Source organism: Micromonospora sp. NPDC000442, assembly GCF_042898635.1.
Classification (GTDB): Bacteria; Actinomycetota; Actinomycetes; order Mycobacteriales; family Micromonosporaceae; genus Micromonospora.
The window spans coordinates 239,194-256,137 of the sequence record NZ_JBIAYZ010000008.1 but is presented as its reverse complement, the minus strand read 5'-3'; the positions used below and the strand labels follow the sequence as shown (position 1 = coordinate 256,137).

Here is a 16,944-nt window from a genome sequence, read left to right as displayed (position 1 = left end):
ATCTTGACACCGACGACCCCCGGTAGGCTCCCGTTCGAACGGCAGGTTTCGCCTCCCCGATGTCGAACGGCGCTTCGCGAGGGCGTCCCGGCAGGTGGCGAGCTGACGTCGCCCGGGCACCGTGGTTTCGTACCGCAGCCGGCGTTGACCTGGTGGACCAGGGCCGGTGCCGGCGTCACCTCGGCGGTGGCGCCGGCATCGGCCGCGCTCGTTACGGGGTGACCACTCGTCCGCCGAAGGTCACGACCAGCCGACCGTCGGAGGCGAAGGACCAGCCCAGAGCACCGGTGTACGAGGAACACCGGGATCCGTTGGTGCCGGACCAGAACTGGTTCGAGCTGTCGGAGTTGCCGATGATCCGGTCGTTCGAGCCGCCGTTGCACGAGGTGTTGTTTCGGAACACCGAGGAGCCGCCGTCGAAGTTGAAGTTGCGCTCGGCGTTGCCGATGTTGGCGTTGTTCGACACCGTCATCGTGCCGGGGTTGCGGTTGTAGGTGAACCCGTGCTTGCCGTTGGCGTAGGCGATGTTGCCGCGGATGGTGTGGTTCACCGCGATGTCCTCGCCGCCGAGCTTGAATCCGTTGCGGTCGCCGTTGCCGGCCTGACCACCGTTGCTCAAGGTGCCGTTGGTGTAGGCGAGGGAGGACTCGATGGTCACCGCGCCGATGGCCCCGGTGTCGCTCTTGGTGTAGAGGTCGTAGCCGTCGTCGATGTTGTTGTGGGCCACCGTGTAACGGAAGACGTTGCCGGGGCCGACGGTCAGCTTCGGGGCGAAACCGTCGGCGTCCTCGCCGTCGGAGTCGACGTTGTCGTGTGACACCGTGCTCACCACGAGGTTGTTGGAGGGCCACTGGTCGCGGGGCGCGTTCGCGATCAGCCGCGAGAGTTGCAGCCCCGAGTCCCGGTTGTGGCGGGTGATCGTACGCTCGATGATGTTGTTGTTGCCGGCCAGCAGGATGCCGTTGTCGCCGGCCCGCTCGACGATGATGCCGCGGATGTGCCAGTACGATCCGCCCACCGCCAGGCCCCGGTTGGCTGGGTCCTCGCTCTGCGCCGAGAAGTTCAGGATCGGGGTCTCACCCGCGTACGCGAAGATGTTCTTGCGTGCGCTCGACGTGCCGTTGTTGCCCTGAGCGATGGTGATGGTCTGCGAGTAGCGGTAGGTGCCGCCGCGCAGGAAGATCGTCCCGCCTGCGGGAATCCGGGTGATCGCGGAAGTGAGCGTCGTCGGGTTCGCAAGCGTGCCGGCCGCGCTGTCGGTGCCGGTCGGTGCCACGTAAAGCGTGCCGCTCGACGGCGGGGGCGGGCTGGCCGGTGGGGGTGTGCTCGGTGGCGGGGTGGTCGGCCCGGTCGTCGGGGGCGGGGTCGTCGGCCCGGGCGTCGCACCTGAGGCGTACGTCTCGAACTCGGCGATCCTCGGCGTGCCGCTCGCACCGGTGATCTCGAAGTTGATCTTTCTCAGCGAGGTGGCGGGGAAGTTGATGACCCCGGCCCCGGCACCACTGGCCAGTGTGGCGCCGGTGTCGTTGTTGACGAGTCGCCAGGAGCCGACGACACCTACCGCGCCGGCTGCCTCCCGGATGTTCACCGACGCCACAGTGGTAGCGGCGCCCCACTTGACGGAGATGCGACCGGTCGTGCCGGTCGGCGACCAGTAGCTGCCCATGTCGCCGTCGATCACATTGCCGTAGCTGGTGCCGCTGGCCTTGCTGGAGCCGTCGGCGCCGGCCCCGAGACTGAGGTTCGTCGCGTTGGCGCTTACCGACGCGGCGGCGAAACCGTCAGCCGAGCCGGACGCTTGGGACGCCGGCAGCGCCGGGGCAACGGCGGCTGCGGCGGCCACGGCGGTGCCGACGGCGAGCAGCCTTTGTCGCACTGTAGTTCTCACTGTTCGTCTCCTCGGGGGAGTGAGCACGGTGCGAGGCGTCTCCTGCACAGCTCGACACCGCAGAGTGGCTACATGTTCGTGTCATCAGCCTGGCCGTAGAGCGAAACATCGATGTAATGCCAGGCTAGGAAAGCGCTTGCCCATGAGGCAAGCGTAGCGATGTGCAGGTTTGTTGCAGGATCTCGGGCAGCCGCTCGTCGAGCCGAGCGGCAGCCGCTCGTCGAGCCGAGCAGACGCGGGCAGCACGGCAGTGCGAAGGACCGGGATCGTGCCCCACGCCTCACGGCGACTGCGGCGGCTTTGCCTTCTGTGGGTGAATCGTCTCGTGCCGGACCAGCATGGCGACGAATTCGCGGATCTTCCGCTCCCGGGTCTCCGCCCGTTTCACCGCGTTGAGCCGGTGGATGAGGGCGAATCGGTTGGTCTTGGTGAGCACGTCGAACATGGCTTGGGCGGCGGGATCGGCGGAGACGGCGGCGAGCAGATCGGCCGGCACCTCGGCTTCCGAGGGCGGGGCGTAGGCGGCCGCCCACCGCCCGTCCGCCTTCGCCGCCTCCACCGCGACGCGGCCCGCAGGCAGCATCCGCCCCTGCGACTCCAGCCGGGCCACGTGCGCGACATTCCGTTGCGACCAGGCACTGCGCGGCCGGCGCGGGGTGAACCGGATCCAGGAGGACTCCTGATCCCGTTTTCGGGCCTGCCCGTCGATCCAGCCGAAGCACAGCGCCTCGTCGACCGCCTGTTGCCAGGTCAGCGTGGTGACGGTGCCGCCCTTCCTGGTTAGGGCGAGCCAGACGCCCGGCGATGTGGCGTGGTGGTCCGACAACCACGCGCGCAGCGCCTCGGCGTCGGCGACGATCAACTCATCTAGTTCAGCGCTGCCCATGACGGCAGGCTAACCGCCACCTGTGACCGATTACCGGTGCCGTGACCCCGGCAGGCTCGGCCAGCGGGGACCGATCATCGGCCACGCCGTTCCCGCAGCGCCTTGACCAAGCCACTAAGACCGACCGTCACCACGCACAACGATGTGAGCTGCCCGTTGCATCAACAACCGGTGCCGTACGGACCAATCCCGAATCCAGTACGCACTTTCACCGCCGGTGCTGACGCGGGTGCCCGGATCGCAGGGCCGCGTCAAGGCCGTTCAGTCGCAGCACGCACCCGCCGCGCAGGTGCGCCAGGTCCGCACTGCCGTCCTCCGTGTACCTGACAAACGCCACCTGCTCGGTCCAGTGCAGGCGGGTTCCGTCCGCCTCAACGTCGAGTTGGACGGTGACCAGCGAGGTCCATCGCAGGTCGTCGTCGACGACGGCCTCGTAGCCGTAGACGATCCGGTGGGTACCCGCGATGTCGATGTACCGTGACCGGTACTCCAACCGCTCGGGCGCCGTGTCCAGCCCGGTGAAGGTGCTGCGCGCCGTCTCGCCACCGCCCACCCGGAAGTCGTGCTCGTACGACGCTCCGCTGCCGGGAAGTCGGAACCAGCGCTGCCTGATCGTGGAGTCGGCGAAGGCCGTGAAGACCTCGCCCGGCGGCACGTCGAGGTGCCGCGAGATCGTGAACGTGTCGTGTCGGACCATGCCGTTCCTTCCGCAGTCACGGCCACACAGGGGGTGGCCGCACGCCAGTTACGATCAGTAAGAAACGTACGTCCACCGGATTTAGTCCGGCTTTCCGATACGCACTTCGAAGTCAGCTACTGACGGTGGAGGAACAAAGAGCCTTGACACGTTTCCGTGGTGCCGAACTCGCACAGCGCGGGATCACGCCGGACTGCGTACAGACGATCGAGCTCGTCCGTGACGTACTGGCGCGGGTCGGTGACAAGTGGACGCTGCTGACCATCACGGCCCTGGCGTCCGGCGCGCTGCGCTTCACCGCGCTGCACGAGCAGGTCGCCGGCATCTCCCAACGGATGCTCAGCCAGACGCTGCGCGCCCTCACCCGCGATGGGTTGGTGACCAGGACCGCGTACCCGGAAGTACCCCCGAGGGTCGAATATGCCCTGACGCCACTCGGTCGTTCACTGAGCGAGGCCGTGGACGGACTTGTTCTCTGGGTTCGCGACCACCAGCGCGACATCGCCCGCAACCGCGACGAGTTCGACCAAGCGCCCGCCGCGAACCCAGCCGTCCCACCCCACGCGTAGCCGAGCGGGGGACCAGGGACGAAACCACTGGCTGCCGGCGGACGGCTACCTGGTGATCGTGGACAACGCACCCCAGCTGTTGCCGGACAGCGCCCAGGACCGGCACATGCTCTTGCGTATCCTCGCCCGGGCAGTTCGCCACTGGGCCAGCCCGCTCGGCCGACCGCAGGGGCAGGTCACCCCGTTCAAGGTTCTGCTGCTGTGCGACCGCGACGAAGAGGCAGTGCAACTGCGGCAGGACATCACACAGGCACTCCACAACGGGCATGTGGTCTCGTAGCGTCTGACGCGCCGCGTGCACGGCCTTAGCCGTTCTCAGATGCCCTCGCCGTAGCCCATTCGCGAGCCGATGTCGTACCTCTCGATATTCGAGGTGCTCGTCCGGCGGTAGAGCTTGGCGGTCGGCTCCCACATTCATGGCGTCCCGGCCAGTTGGCCTTGGTCGCGGATCATGCCGAGTCGCGTAGCACCAACTTCGTGGGCAGGATGAGGGACGGAGGTTCGTGTCCCGCGATGAGTTCGACGAGCATGCGGGTCATTTCTTGGCCCAGGGCTTGGACCGACTGGTGGACGGTGGTCAACGGCGGATCGGTTCGCTCGGCAATGCCGAGGTCGTCGAAGCCGACCACGGCCACGTCGGCTGGGACGGACCGGCCGGCGTCGAGGAGGACGCGTAGGGCGCCCGCTGCCATGTTGTCGCTGGCGGCGAATATGGCGTCGAGGTCGGGGTGGCTGTCAAGCAGTGACTTCATCGCTGCGGCACCGCCGGTCTCGGTGAAGTCGCCCTCTGCCGTCGCGTACGGGGTCAGTCCAGTCATGATCATCGCCTCGCGGTAGCCGCGGTGACGAGCGCGGCCGACGTCGGTGGACATGGGGCCGGTGATGGTGACGATCCGGGTTCGGCCGAGGCTGATGAGATAGTCGGTGGCGAGTCGCGCGCCGCCGACGTTGTCGGATTCGACGTACCACTGTGGCTCGAAATCCAATGGCCGGCCGCCGTATACGGTGGGTAGGCCGGCCCGACGCACGATGTGAGTCAGCGGATCGTCGCCGTGTAGCGCCATCAGCATGATGCCGTCGACGCCGCGCGTGTGCAGCAGGTTGGTCAGCCGGGAGCGGCCCCGGCCGGAGCTGGCAAGGCACAGCAGCAGGTGAAGGTCGGTCTCCTCGAGCGCCGCGGACACGCCGACGATGACCTGCGCAAAGAACGGGTCGGCGAAAAGCTCGGGATCGTCATGGGAGACCGCGAGCGCGACGATCCCCGTCCGTTGGGTGGCCAGGGCCCGTGCGGTGCGGTTGGGTAGATAGCCCATCTCCTTGATGGCGCGCTCCACGGCGTCGCGCGTGGCGCGGCTGACATGCGGTGCCTTGTTGATGACCCGGGACGCGGCGGAACGTGACACGCCGGCGCGCTCGGCCACCTCGTCGAGGGTCGGTTGCCGCCGAGGCCGCTGCGCTGCCATCGCCATGCCGAGTCCTTCCCGTCCGACGTCGGGCAGCCGCTACCACCGGCCGGTGCCGTTGTCGCTGAACGATCGTATCGGCCGGTATCGACGGCGTCGAGGTGGCTCACCGCCGCCGCTCGTCAGGCTGGAAGCGGTCCCAGATATTCCTGGACATCGATCTTGTGGGGAGGGCGACTCCCCTTGACATCTGCCTGATATTTCCCGACCATCAGCTCGAAACATATGGATGTACATCGCTGGAAGCGCTTCCAGCTTTCCCCGGAGGAGACTGTTCATGAAACGATGGACCCGTCCCTGGAGACTTGCCGCGGCCCTGGCGTTGGCGGTTCCCGCGATCCTGCTCGGGGCGCCAGCTGCGTACGCGGATCCGATCAGCCAGACCAGCGGCTTCTACGTCGACCCCAACTCGAGCCCGGCGACGTGGGCGGCCGCGAACCCGCGCGACGGACGCGCCGCCGCCATCCGCACCGAGATCGCGCAGAAGCCGATGGCCAGGTGGTTCGGCAACTGGAGCGGCGACATCGGGAGCGCGGTCAGGGGCTATGTGGGTGCCGCAGACGCTGTCGACAAGCTTCCGCTGCTGGTGGCCTACAACCTTCCCGGCCGAGACGCGTGCGGCGGCCACTCCGGTGGTGGCGCCGGCAGCGTCGCCGCCTACGACTCATGGATCGCCGCCTTCGCTTCCGCCATCGGCAGCCGTCCTGCCGTAGTGGTCCTCGAACCGGACTCCCTTGGCGACTTCAACTGCATGAGCCAGGCGCAGATCAACGACCGAGTGGGGATGCTCTCCCGCGCCGTCGGCCAGTTCCGGTCCAAGGCGCCCAACACCTGGGCCTACATCGACGCCGGAAATCCCCGCTGGGTCGACGCCCAGACGATGGCGCAACGGCTCAACATGGCCGGCGTGGCCAACGCACGTGGCTTCGCGCTGAACGTCTCGAATTACTTCACCACGGGTGAGAACACCAACTACGGCAATCAGGTCGCTTCCGCGCTACAGAGGTTCGGATACAGCAAGCCGTACGTGATCGACACCAGTCGCAACGGCAACGGCTCCAACGGTCAGTGGTGCAACCCCGGCGGCCGCAAGATCGGCACACCCAGCCGGATGGGCGGCGGCGCGGAAATGCTGCTGTGGCTCAAGACACCTGGTGAGTCCGACGGCAACTGCGGAGTCGGTGGCGGATCCAGCGCCGGGCAGTTCCTGCCCGAGGTGGCCTACAAGATGATCTACGGCTATTAGCACAGGTCACTGAGACAGCGGTGTCGTAGGCGGCCGATGCCGCACCCGGCCCTGCCAACCAACGACGCCCCTCTGTGTCATCAAGGTATCGAGACCAGAGGGGCGTCGGGTTGCACCGTTCGCCTTACGGTCCCCGTCACCACCGAATGAGTCCAGCGGAACGAACCTGCTACCGGCGGGGGCGGGGTCATCGGATCGGTTTGTACGCGGTGACAAGCTCCCAGGTGCCCGGAAGCACTGCCACGTCGTGGAAGCCGGTCTCCGTGAGCAGGGTGGTGTAGAAGTCCACCTCGCGGAGGCGGCTGACGCTGCTGTCGACGCCGATCAGAAAGTAGCTCCAGAAGAACTGCATGGCGAGCCGGTCCGGGGTGCGGAACTCCTCGCAGACCAGGATCAACCCGCCGGGCTCCAGCGCCGCGTACGCCTGTTGCACCAGGTCGCGGGCCACGGCGTTGGGCCAGTCGTGCAGGACTCGGACGAATGACAGCGCGTCGTAGCCGCGCGGTAGGGGTTCGGTGAAGAAGTCGCCGCCGACGAAGCCGAGCCGATCCGAGTGACCGCGGCTGTCCCGGGTGGCCGTCACCAGTGGTGCCACCGCCGGCAGGTTGTACACGTCGGCCCGCAGGTTCGGCGCGGCGTCGAGGATGTGTGCGGCGAGCGTCCCGTCGCCGCCGCCGACGTCCAGCAGGCGGTGCCGGTCCGACCAGAGTCGATGTGAATGCCGGCGTACCGTCTCGATGGCCGGTCCCAGCCCGAGGGCCATGCTGCGTTCGAACTCGGCGGTCTGTGCGGCGGTCTTCGGCGGCCAGGCGAACCCGTCGTCGATGCTGACCTCGCCGCGTAGGCTCTCGGCCAGCCGGCCGTGCAACTGCCGCCACGGGTAGCGGTCCCTGTCCCGCTCGGTGGCGCCCGGCCCGACGACCGCGTTGACCGCGTCGCGTAGCCCTGGCACCGCTCGGTAGCTGGTCGCGCCGATGTCGTCGCCGTGCTCGTCGCGGGTGACGAAGCCGAGGCTCTCGATGCAGTCGAGGAACTTGTACAGCCGCAGCGGGAGCACCCCGAACTGGGTGGCCAGCGCGTCGAGGCGGACCGGTCCGGGCTCCAGCGTGTCGAGCAGTCCCAGGTCGAGCGCCGTGTGCAGGACGTCCATGGCCTTGGGCCCGTTGACGAGCAAACTCATCAATGCTCGTGGTGAGAGAGTGACGGTCACCGGTGCAGCTCCTCTTCCAGCGCATCCATGAACAGGTCGATTTCGTCGAGGGTGTTGTAGACGTGCGGGCCGACCCGCAGATAGCTGCGCCAGCTACAGATCACGTCACGGGCGGCCAGTCGCCGCTTGACGGCCTCACCGTCAGGGATGTCCAGGCACACCACCCCGCCTCGCCGGGCGATGCTGGCGGGGCTGACCACGACGATCCCGGCGGCCTCGGCCCGGTCCAGCAGCCGTTGGGTGAGCGCCAGGGAATGCCGCCGGATCGCGTCGATACCGACACCGAGCAGCAGGTCCAGACCGATCTGGGAGATCAGGGAGGTGAGCGGGTACGGGGTGCCGCCGGCGAAGCGACGGATACCGGTAGCCCAGCCGGATGACGGTCGGAAGGTCAGCGCGCGGTCGCCGGCCTGCCAGCCGGTGGCGGCCGGAGTCAGCCGTGGCACCAGGTCCGGCCGGACGTAGAGGAATCCGGTGCCGACACCGCACAGCCACTTGTGGGAACCGCCGATGACCACGTCGACGCCGAGCGCGGTGACATCCAACGGCATCACCCCGACGGTCTGGAAGGCGTCCACCACCACCAGCGCGCCGACCTGGTGGGCTCGGGCCACCAGGCGGGACAGGTCGACGGTGGCGCCGGAGGTGAAGCTGGCGTGGGGTACGCACACCAGCAGCGTCCGCTCGTCGAGCCGGGCCTCGACAGCCTCCTGGTCGAGGTGGGGGCCGCCGGTGCCGACCACGTCGACCTCGGCCCCATATCGGCCGTACGCGCGGAAGATGAACGGCACCGTCGGATAGTCGAGATCCGTGATGACGACGCGGTTGCGCGGCTTGCGGTAGTCGAAGCAGGACGCCACCCGGGCCAGGAAGGTGCTCAGATTCGCATCGGTGAGCACGCTGCCCGGTGGTGCGCCGATCAGCGCGGCCACCGAGTCGGCGTACCGGTCCAGGCCGATGTGCCAGTCCTGCCAGACGTCGTCGCGCCAGGTGCGCAGCGTCTCCCAGTAGTCGTGCAACACCTGCTCGCCGCCCCTGGGCACCGCGCCGGTGGAGTTGCTGTTCAGGTAGACGCAGGTGTGCACCAGCGGGAACTCGGCGCGCAGGGCGGCGTGCGGGCCGGCGTCGAGGCATCGGGGGCTGTGTTCGGGCTGGCTCATGCGCAGCGCTTTCCAGACGGGTCGGTCGCAGGCGGATCGGTGGTCGTGGCGGTGAAGACCGGTGCGGTGCTTATCGCCGCGAGGTACGGCGTGCCCTCGGTGTAGCCGGTGCCGGTCTGGGCACCGAGCATCGACACCGCCACCCGGAGATGGGTACGGCGCCACTGCGACAGGGCACCGGCGAATGCGGCCATCCGTCGCGCCACCAGGATGCCGTCGGCGCCGGTGAGCCGGCCCTCGGCGACCGCCGACCGGTAGGTCTGGTCAACCGTCGGCTGGCCGCCGCGTACCCGGGCCTGTATCTCCGGCACCGACTGGTAGGCCACCGAGTCGAGCCGATCCGCCTGCGGGGTGCGACACAGCGACTCGATCAGCTTGTACGAGCGGGACTGAATCGCGCTGGCGCCCTCGGTGTACTGCCGGAATGTACGGAACGACTCGGGCTGCATGGTGGCCAGGAGGGAGAAGAGTGGACCGGCGGTGCGCAGCAGGTCGCCCGCGTACCCGAGCCGGTCGACGGCGGTGGCCGGTGTCTGCCCGGCCAGTGCGGCGACCGTCGCGCGAAGTTCGTCGGCGACCCCGGCGAAAAGGCACTCGTAGCCCTGGAGCACCCGGATGAACAGGTACTCGTCGTGCGTCACGTGGACCGGCAACATGGTCAGCCGCAGCGACGGATCCCCGGGCAGGGCCAGGTCACGGGCGATGGTGTGCAGGTTGGCCGCGGTTGTGGTCGGGGCGTGCGCCCCGACCACCTCGGCCATGCCGAGACGGGCCAGCGCGGGCGCGACGGCTCGGACACCGAGTCGGCAGCGTTTGACGACCACCGCTGCCCCCGGTCTCTGCTGCGGAAGTAGTTCGGTGGTGCGCGCGGCGGCAGCCAACTCGAACGCCAGCGTGTCGGCGACCAGGCGGACGAGGAGCCGATCCCGGGTCTGCCGCCGGGCAGCGGTCTGCGCGCCCGGGGTCGGATCGTCTGGTCCACAGGGCAGTCGGAGCAGCCGCAGGGCGAGGTAGCTGCGGTAGTCGTACCGGCCGTCCCACTTGTCGAGTGCGACGTCCAGGAAGGCGGCCAGCTGACGGGTCGCGGCGTCGTCGCTGCCGGGGCCCTGACGGGTCATCGCCTGTCGGGCGCTGTCGAGCAGGGCGAGGAAGCTCTTTCCCGCGAAATGTTTGCCGACACGGTGGAACTCTTTCAGCACCGGTGAGTAGGGAAAGCTGCGCGGTTCAGTCGGGCGCGACAACCAGTGAATCAATGGACGCACGTGCCACCCCTCGAAGTCGACGAGACGAACCTCACTGACGGTCGCCGGATATGCCGCGTACCGCAGACGCTGAAGGCTCGGCAGGGTTATTCGTCAGTGGTGGGGCGCAGCCGCGCCTGCCACAACTGGGGAAAGAATCGGTGTCCGGCGAGTTTTGCCAGCATGTTCGCCGGGCTGCCGGGGTTACCAGCCGGGGGATGACCGCCAATTCGCAGTGCCACCTGGTAGTGGCGCACCCGCCACACTGACACCCGTTCATCCCATTCCACCATCGCCTCGGCGAGCCGGTGCAGCGGATCCGACGGGTCCGCCGGGCACAGGTCGGTCGCCGGGACACCGTGGGCGGCAAGCTGTTCGTCGAAGGCATGGCCGAGCTGTCGGCTGGCTGCCTGGAGCTGCCGCCAGCCTGGCGACTCCGCACCAGAACCATTGCCCAGCGCGGGCTGCATCGCATGGAAGTCCACAGGGGACAGATAGCGCAGCATCTCCAGCTGTTCGGTGATCAGGCGGACCGCGAGCGTCGCTCGGATCAGCAGCGCCTCCGCGGCCGGTAGCCGGCCGGCAGTCACCTGGGTGGTCGCCTCCACCAGCTCAGCCGCAGCCAGTTTCAGCCACAACTCCGTCGACTGATGCACCACCTGAAATAGCAGCTCGTCGCGATGTATGACCTCGTCTGGCGCTCGTTGTAGACCGAGCAAAGTATCCGTCCGCATGTAGCGCGCATAGTCCGTAGCGCCGTGACCTGGCAGAACAGGTGAATGGTCGTGCTTCACGGAAATAGGCCCTCCGTTTGGCGCTGACACCGGAATCAGCAATGCGCTGGCGGTCATCATTCCAACGACGGACAGCGATGCGCTACCCCTTGGTCGCGGTAAGTCTCAGAAAATGTCGTACGCCGTGCCGGAGCATCGAAGACGCACTGCTCACGTCGATCCCGGACGCCGTGGCGCGTCTGGCGGTCGCTGGTCCCACCGCCTGCGTCGCGTTGAGCTACGACCGATCGGACGCGCTCTTCTGCTCGTCACCAGCTCGTGTCGCCCGCCCCGGGTGATGCGGACGAGCTGTTCGCGGACGCAATCCGCGTCGGGATGACCGAGGTCGTCAAGGATGCGCAGGGCCCGCTGCCAGGTGTGCACGGCACCCGCCCGGTCGCCCGACGAGCGTCGGCTGGCACCGAGCCGGATCAGGCTCTCCGCCTCGTCGTACCGGTCACCGATCTGCACGAACAGGCGCAGCGCCCGGTGGTAACACCGGACGGCTCGACGGTGGCGACCGAGACGGTCGTAGATGTAGCCGAGACTGTCCCAGGTGTTCGCCTCGCCGTGCCGGTCGTCGGTTCGGCGCAGCAGTACCAATGCCCGTCGGCAGTGTTCGAGCGCCGGCCCGTACTGGCCGAGTTGCGCGTACGCCCAACCGATCCCGTTCTGCGCGCTGGCCTCCCCGGACAGGTGACCGACGGCCCGATACAGATCCGCGGCCCGTTGCGCGTGGTACAGGACCTCGGTGTGCCGACCGAGCCGATCCAGCATCGCGCCGAACGCCCGATGGGTACGCGCCTGGCCGGTGCAGTCGTCGAGCTCACCGAAGAGCTTCAGTGCCGCACGGTAGTGACTCTCCGCCCTTTCCCGCTCGCCTGTCCGGGCCAGCACCCGGGCGAGGTCGCGGTGGGCGCTGGCCTGCCCGGACGGGTCGTTCGACCGCCGCGCCGCGGCCAAGGCGGTCTGCTGCGCGTCGACCAGGTCGAACCAGTGGCCCCGGCGTTGCAGGAAGTCCACCAGGGTGCGGGCCAGCCGCCACGCGTGCCCCTCGAAGCCGATCCGCGCCGCGTGGGCGACTGCCGCCAGGAGGACGCGATGCTCGGCGGTGAACCAGGCCAACGCGTGGCCGTGGTCGCTGATCGCCTCGGGCGCCACCCCGGGTGGGGCAGCGGCCAGGGGGATCGGATCCCAGCTGGGCTGCAACCGCAGCGCGGCGTTGTGTGCCGAGTGCAGGTAGTGGTCGAGGCCGCGTTGGATCGCCGCGCGGTGGGTCTCGGGTGTCTCGGTGCTCTCGACCAGTTCGGCCGCGTACCCGCGCAGCAGGTCGTGGGTGCCGAACCTGCCCGGCGCGTGTTCGGTGACGAGGTGGGCGTTGGCCAGCTCCGCCAGCAGTCGGTGCACCTGATCGCGGGGCAGTCCGGCCAGGCTGGCGGCGGCGGATATCCCGATCTCCGGACCGCAGTGGCAGCCGAGCAGCCGGAACAGGCGCGCGGCGGGCGGGGTGAGGCTCTGGTATGACCAGGAGAAGACCGCCTGCACGTCGGTACCGACGTCGCCACCGTCGAACGCGTCGCGTAGGCGCTGCGTCTGCCGCAGTTCGGCGGCGAGGGTGGCCAGGGGAAACCCCGGGTGTGCCATTCCTCGGGCGGCGACCACGGCCAGCGCGAGCGGCAACCGCGCGCACCGCTCGATCATCTCGTCGACGGCCCGTGGTTCGACCGTCAACCGGTCGGCACCGAGGCGCCGGGCCAGCAACTGCCGTGACTCCTCGATGGTGAGCAGGTCCACCGTGATCGGTCGGGCTCCCTCGGCGGCGACCAGGCCGGCGAGACGGTTGCGGCTGGTCACCAACGCCAGGCAGCCTGGGCTGCCGGGCAGCAGGGGGCGCACCTGGTCGGCGTCGTGGGCATTGTCCAGCACCACCAGCATCCGCCGGCCGGCGAGAAGGCTTCGGTACAGTCCCACCTGTGCGGGCAGGTGGGCGGGGATGCGTTCGGGCGGCACGTCGAGGGCCTCAAGGAACCCCCGAACCGCCTCGGCGGGCGTCGTCATCGGGCCGGCGGGGTCGAATCCCCGCAGGTTGACGTAGAGCTGTCCGTCCGGGTACCGCTCGGCGACCCGGTGCGCCCAGTACACCGCGAGGGTCGTCTTGCCGACCCCGGCGGTGCCGGACAGCACCACGCTCGTCGCGGCGGGTTCACCGGAGCCACCCGCCCCGAAGACGGCAGACCCGTTGTCGACGCCACCGGCGGCGTCGAGTTGGGCGAGTTGCGCGGTACGGCCGATGAAGCTGGCCAGGGCCGGTGGTAGCTGGTGCGGCACGACGCTCGATCTCCGCACGGCACCTGCTGCCGGGGCGCTCGCCTGGGCCACCGGGACCTCGGCTTCCTCCTGCCCGTCGGCCGGATTCGGCTGCCGCCGACCTTCCTCGACCCGGTCACGCGCGGTGGCCAGCGCCCCCTGCTCGGCTCCGGTGGCGCCGAGCAGACCGGTCAGGATGTCGAAGCGCTCGGTCGAGGGCAGCACGTTTCCCGCGAAGTACTCCCCGATGACGCCGCGCGACCAGCCGGTCTTCGCCGCCAACTGCCGGTACGTCAATGGGGTGTCGCCCTGTTGCCGGGCGTGCCGGCGCCGGAGCTGGCGCAGCAGCCCGGCCAGATCGTGCGCCGTCCGCACCTCGGCGGCCCCGTGCACGATCGCGAGGGTGGAACGGGATGCCTCAGACATACGGTCGATCGCCGGTCTGGCGTCGGGGCGAACCCGTTGGTCGGACATGCGGCCTCCGCGTGCTGGCCGCCCGGCGGTGGGCGCTGATATCCGGGAGCGTAATCAACCCGGTTGGACACCGGCAGCAAATCGACCGATATCCGTCAATGCACCCAGACTCCGGGAAGGGGCTTGCTTCCACCGCGTCCATCCATAGTGGTGGGGGATCGTCGCAGGGGCTCGGAACCCGGGTCGAGGGTGATGGCCGGTACCCGGCAGGTCGGTTCGACGTTGCCGACCGTCACCAGGATTTACCCGGGAATCCGGTCCCGTTTTGTCCGTGTCCAGCGGTGTCCAGTGGAGTCCAGGATGCCCCGCCCTCGGCTGAAACGCGTGCCACCGTCCATGGGCGGGATCGTCCCGCCCATCAGATCGAGGAAAGGAACACGACATGAACTTCCGGCACGTGGCAGCGCGAGGGCCGGCGACGGTACCGCGCGACCGAAGGGGAGGCCCCATGACAGAAACCGATCGGCTGCTGAGCGTCAGCCGCACCAACTCGTCGGTTCCCATCAGCCCTCAGCGGCTCGGCGCGTTGCTGTTGGCGCTCGTCGTCGCCACCGTCTTCGCCGTCTGGACCGGCCAGCGGCCGGCGCGGGCCGATGCCAACGCGCTCACCGATGACAAGTCGGTGTCCGTCGTCACCGGATGGTGGTCCTACACCAACGTCACCGAGCAGTTCGTGACGGACCGGCTCGACGAGCACGACGCCCGGTTGACCGATATCGAGGTGTACGACGCAGCCGCCGGCACCTACACCGTCGTCATGGTCCGTGACTCGGGCGCGTACGCGGTGCCCGGCTGGTGGTGGTATCCCAGCCTCACCTTCGCCGAGGTGGGCCAGAAGATCAATCAGCACACCGCCCGGCTGGTCGACATCGATCCGTACGTGATCAACGGCCAGGTCCGGTATGCCGTGGTGATGGTCTCCAACACCGGCTCCGCCGCGCGCACCTGGTGGTGGTCGAGCGGCGTCACCTCCGCGGCGGTCGGTGATTTCCTGGCGGCGAACAAGCCCAACGTCGGTGACCCGGTCAAGCGTCTGATCGATCTGGAGACGCACACCGTCGGGGGCACCAAGGTGTACTCCGCAATCTACGTCGCCAACACCGGGACCGATGCCAAGTCCTGGCAGTGGTGGCTCAACCAGAGCGCTGCCTCGGTGCGGCAGAAGATGAACGACCTCGGCGGACGGATCACCAACCTGGAGCGTCAGGCCGACGGGACGTACAACTTCATCCAGGTGCACAACTCGGGCAGCGACGCCAAGGCATCCTGGGTGCATTTCGGCCTCACCTCGCTGAGCCAGACGCTCGACATCGCGGCACAGCACGGGGCACGAGTGTTCGACGTGGACACGTATCTGGTCGGCGGCGCACGCCGGTACGACGCTCTCATGATCGACAACGTGAACGCGGAGACCCGGCGGCTTTCCGATCTCATCGCACCCGCGTACACCGACGCCGATGGGCTACCCACCGCCGACTTCGGCTTCTACCTCAAGCGGGTGGGCGGCAGCCAGAGCACCGGCCTGCGAACCACCTTGCAGTACGAGCCGGCCAGCTCCATCAAGGCGGTGCACAACCTGACCGCCATGCGCAGCGTACGCAACGGCGAATCGCTCAACTCGTCGTTCACCTACTACAACTACCCGAACAGCCCGTTCAACGCGAACACGAAGGACGCCTGCCCGATCCCGGCCGACGAGGTGCTGGCCAACCGGGTCACCAGCACCCTCGACTTCGGCAAGGACAACATGATGTCCATCTCCGACAACCGGACGACCAGAGGCATCGTCCTGCGGTACGGGTTGGGGGCGGTCCAGGGCGCGGCGAACGCGGCCGCGATGACCTCGACCACCATCGGCCAGGACCAGATCGGTTGCGCGTACCTCGACGGAAAGCGCAACTTCACCACGCTCGTCGACATGGGTCGGCTCTACGAGGGGGTGGAGGACGGTACCCTGCTCGGCGCAGGGCAGTTCCGCACCGAGTTCTACCAGCCCATGAACAACGGCGTGGGTGGCGCGCTGGCCGCGATCGTGACGGCCGAGGCCAACGCGCAGGGTAAGGGCGGGGTGGCCGCCCAGTTCATCGCCCTCATGCGCAACCACTTCAAGGGCGGCAGCTACAACGTGCCGTGCGCCCAGGTCGGTTGCTCGAACGGCTGGGTCTATGTCCGCACCAACGCGGGCAGGATGGCCCTGCCGGTCAAGTCGGGCGGCGTCGTGAGCGAGCGGGTCTTCGTGTACGGCGCGTTCGTGGACAACCAGTACCTCTGCACCACCTGCTCGACGGTGCCGCTGGACAACGCCGTGGCGACGATCAACGCCGAGCTGTTCCGCGCCGAGATCCGATCCGCCCTGCTTACCTGGTAGTCGCAGGGCCCAACCCCGACATCAGCAACACGACACCGCTGCTGTAGCCGGTGGGGCGTGCCGCGTCGCGGGCGCCCCACCGGTCATTGTCGCGATGGTGAACGCACCCGACGAGGTCGCGGGTCTGTAACCGGGCGTCAGCCACTGTTCGAAAGCTGGGCCCGTGGGCCGGGCGTGTGATCATGTTGGTGTGATCGTCGTGGAGTTCGACGCACCCGGTGACGCGCCAACACAGGTCACCGGGTTCGAGTTGGGACACGTCAGCCTGCGCTGGGAGGGTGGAGCCCACAGTTCCCGCCAGCTCGGGTCTCGCGGGTTGTTGATGGTGTATCTCGCTGCCGCGGACATGCTCAACGGCGTCGCGACCCTGGTAGCGGGCCGGGACGCCAGCTATCTGTTCACCGGCGCCGCCAGCGCGTGGAGTTTCGCCGTGCGCCGTACCCGTCGTCATGGACTCCAGCTGAGCACGCCCGCCGGCAGGCTGCTCTGCCATACCTCCGAGGCCGACTACGCGATGGCGGTCTGGCGCGGCACCGAACAGTTGCTGGCGGCCCGCACGCCGATCGACGGCGGACCCTTGACCGACCTGCAGACGGCCATCGCCGCTTTCCCGGATGCCCACCGGCGCTGACGGAGGCGCTCTGTTCGAGTTTCGGCGATTC

Annotated in this window: 14 protein-coding genes; 5 read left to right on the top strand and 9 right to left on the bottom strand. The window is 68.4% G+C overall.

Annotated features, from left to right (window positions below):
- Window positions 1–211 precede the first annotated feature (211 nt).
- The 3 genes from ACFY2A_RS15815 to ACFY2A_RS15805 all read right to left on the bottom strand — a co-directional run bounded on the left by ACFY2A_RS15815 (window position 212) and on the right by ACFY2A_RS15805 (window position 3,471).
- Complete coding sequence (locus ACFY2A_RS15815) at window positions 212–1,888, bottom strand: cellulose-binding protein (protein WP_387172193.1); 1,677 nt, start codon at window positions 1,886–1,888, stop codon at window positions 212–214.
- A 280-nt stretch (window positions 1,889–2,168) separates the two neighbouring features.
- Window positions 2,169–2,774, bottom strand: coding sequence for a YdeI/OmpD-associated family protein (locus ACFY2A_RS15810; protein WP_363925360.1), 606 nt, complete (start codon window positions 2,772–2,774; stop codon window positions 2,169–2,171).
- A gap of 208 nt (window positions 2,775–2,982) precedes the next feature.
- Window positions 2,983–3,471, bottom strand: a complete 489-nt coding sequence (locus ACFY2A_RS15805; protein ID WP_387172190.1) for an SRPBCC domain-containing protein — start codon at window positions 3,469–3,471, stop codon at window positions 2,983–2,985.
- Between the two features lie 143 nt (window positions 3,472–3,614).
- Between ACFY2A_RS15805 and ACFY2A_RS15800 the strand changes: the two genes are divergently transcribed.
- Together ACFY2A_RS15800 and ACFY2A_RS15795 are read left to right on the top strand one after the other, a co-directional pair.
- Entirely contained in the window at window positions 3,615–4,040 is a 426-nt protein-coding gene (locus ACFY2A_RS15800) for a winged helix-turn-helix transcriptional regulator (protein ID WP_387172188.1), read from the top strand.
- A 106-nt stretch (window positions 4,041–4,146) separates the two neighbouring features.
- Window positions 4,147–4,320 carry a hypothetical protein gene (locus ACFY2A_RS15795; protein WP_387172186.1) on the top strand — a complete coding sequence of 58 codons (174 nt, stop codon included), beginning with the start codon at window positions 4,147–4,149 and terminating at the stop codon, window positions 4,318–4,320.
- Window positions 4,321–4,489: 169 nt separating this feature from the next.
- On the opposite strand, the gene ACFY2A_RS15790 is transcribed toward ACFY2A_RS15795, so the two are convergent.
- Window positions 4,490–5,503: a LacI family DNA-binding transcriptional regulator gene (locus ACFY2A_RS15790; RefSeq protein WP_387172297.1), complete on the bottom strand. Its 1,014-nt coding sequence runs from the start codon at window positions 5,501–5,503 to the stop codon at window positions 4,490–4,492.
- Window positions 5,504–5,825: 322 nt separating this feature from the next.
- Here ACFY2A_RS15790 and ACFY2A_RS15785 point away from each other — a divergent pair, with 322 nt between their 5' ends.
- A complete protein-coding gene (locus tag ACFY2A_RS15785; protein ID WP_387172184.1) occupies window positions 5,826–6,749 on the top strand; it encodes a glycoside hydrolase family 6 protein in 924 nt (307 codons plus the stop codon).
- A gap of 187 nt (window positions 6,750–6,936) precedes the next feature.
- Here the strand turns inward: ACFY2A_RS15785 and ACFY2A_RS15780 are convergent, their stop codons facing one another.
- From ACFY2A_RS15780 to ACFY2A_RS15760, 5 genes are all read right to left on the bottom strand, one after another.
- Window positions 6,937–7,959 carry a methyltransferase gene (locus ACFY2A_RS15780; protein ID WP_387172182.1) on the bottom strand — a complete coding sequence of 341 codons (1,023 nt, stop codon included), beginning with the start codon at window positions 7,957–7,959 and terminating at the stop codon, window positions 6,937–6,939.
- Complete coding sequence (locus ACFY2A_RS15775) at window positions 7,956–9,119, bottom strand: aminotransferase class V-fold PLP-dependent enzyme (protein ID WP_387172180.1); 1,164 nt, start codon at window positions 9,117–9,119, stop codon at window positions 7,956–7,958. The genes ACFY2A_RS15780 and ACFY2A_RS15775 overlap by 4 nt, the downstream gene beginning before the upstream one ends.
- A complete protein-coding gene (locus ACFY2A_RS15770) occupies window positions 9,116–10,381 on the bottom strand; it encodes a hypothetical protein (RefSeq protein ID WP_387172178.1) in 1,266 nt (421 codons plus the stop codon). The genes ACFY2A_RS15775 and ACFY2A_RS15770 overlap by 4 nt, the downstream gene beginning before the upstream one ends.
- 86 nt (window positions 10,382–10,467) lie before the next feature.
- Window positions 10,468–11,154, bottom strand: a complete 687-nt coding sequence (locus ACFY2A_RS15765) for a tryptophan 2,3-dioxygenase family protein (RefSeq protein WP_387172176.1) — start codon at window positions 11,152–11,154, stop codon at window positions 10,468–10,470.
- Between the two features lie 150 nt (window positions 11,155–11,304).
- Window positions 11,305–13,866: an ATP-binding protein gene (locus ACFY2A_RS15760; protein ID WP_387172174.1), complete on the bottom strand. Its 2,562-nt coding sequence runs from the start codon at window positions 13,864–13,866 to the stop codon at window positions 11,305–11,307.
- Window positions 13,867–14,362: 496 nt separating this feature from the next.
- Here ACFY2A_RS15760 and ACFY2A_RS15755 point away from each other — a divergent pair, with 496 nt between their 5' ends.
- Together ACFY2A_RS15755 and ACFY2A_RS15750 are read left to right on the top strand one after the other, a co-directional pair.
- Complete coding sequence (locus tag ACFY2A_RS15755) at window positions 14,363–16,282, top strand: serine hydrolase (RefSeq protein ID WP_387172172.1); 1,920 nt, start codon at window positions 14,363–14,365, stop codon at window positions 16,280–16,282.
- Between the two features lie 190 nt (window positions 16,283–16,472).
- Window positions 16,473–16,913 (top strand): hypothetical protein, encoded by a 441-nt coding sequence (locus ACFY2A_RS15750; RefSeq protein ID WP_387172170.1) that lies wholly within the window; start codon window positions 16,473–16,475, stop codon window positions 16,911–16,913.
- The last annotated feature ends 31 nt before the right edge of the window (window positions 16,914–16,944 follow it).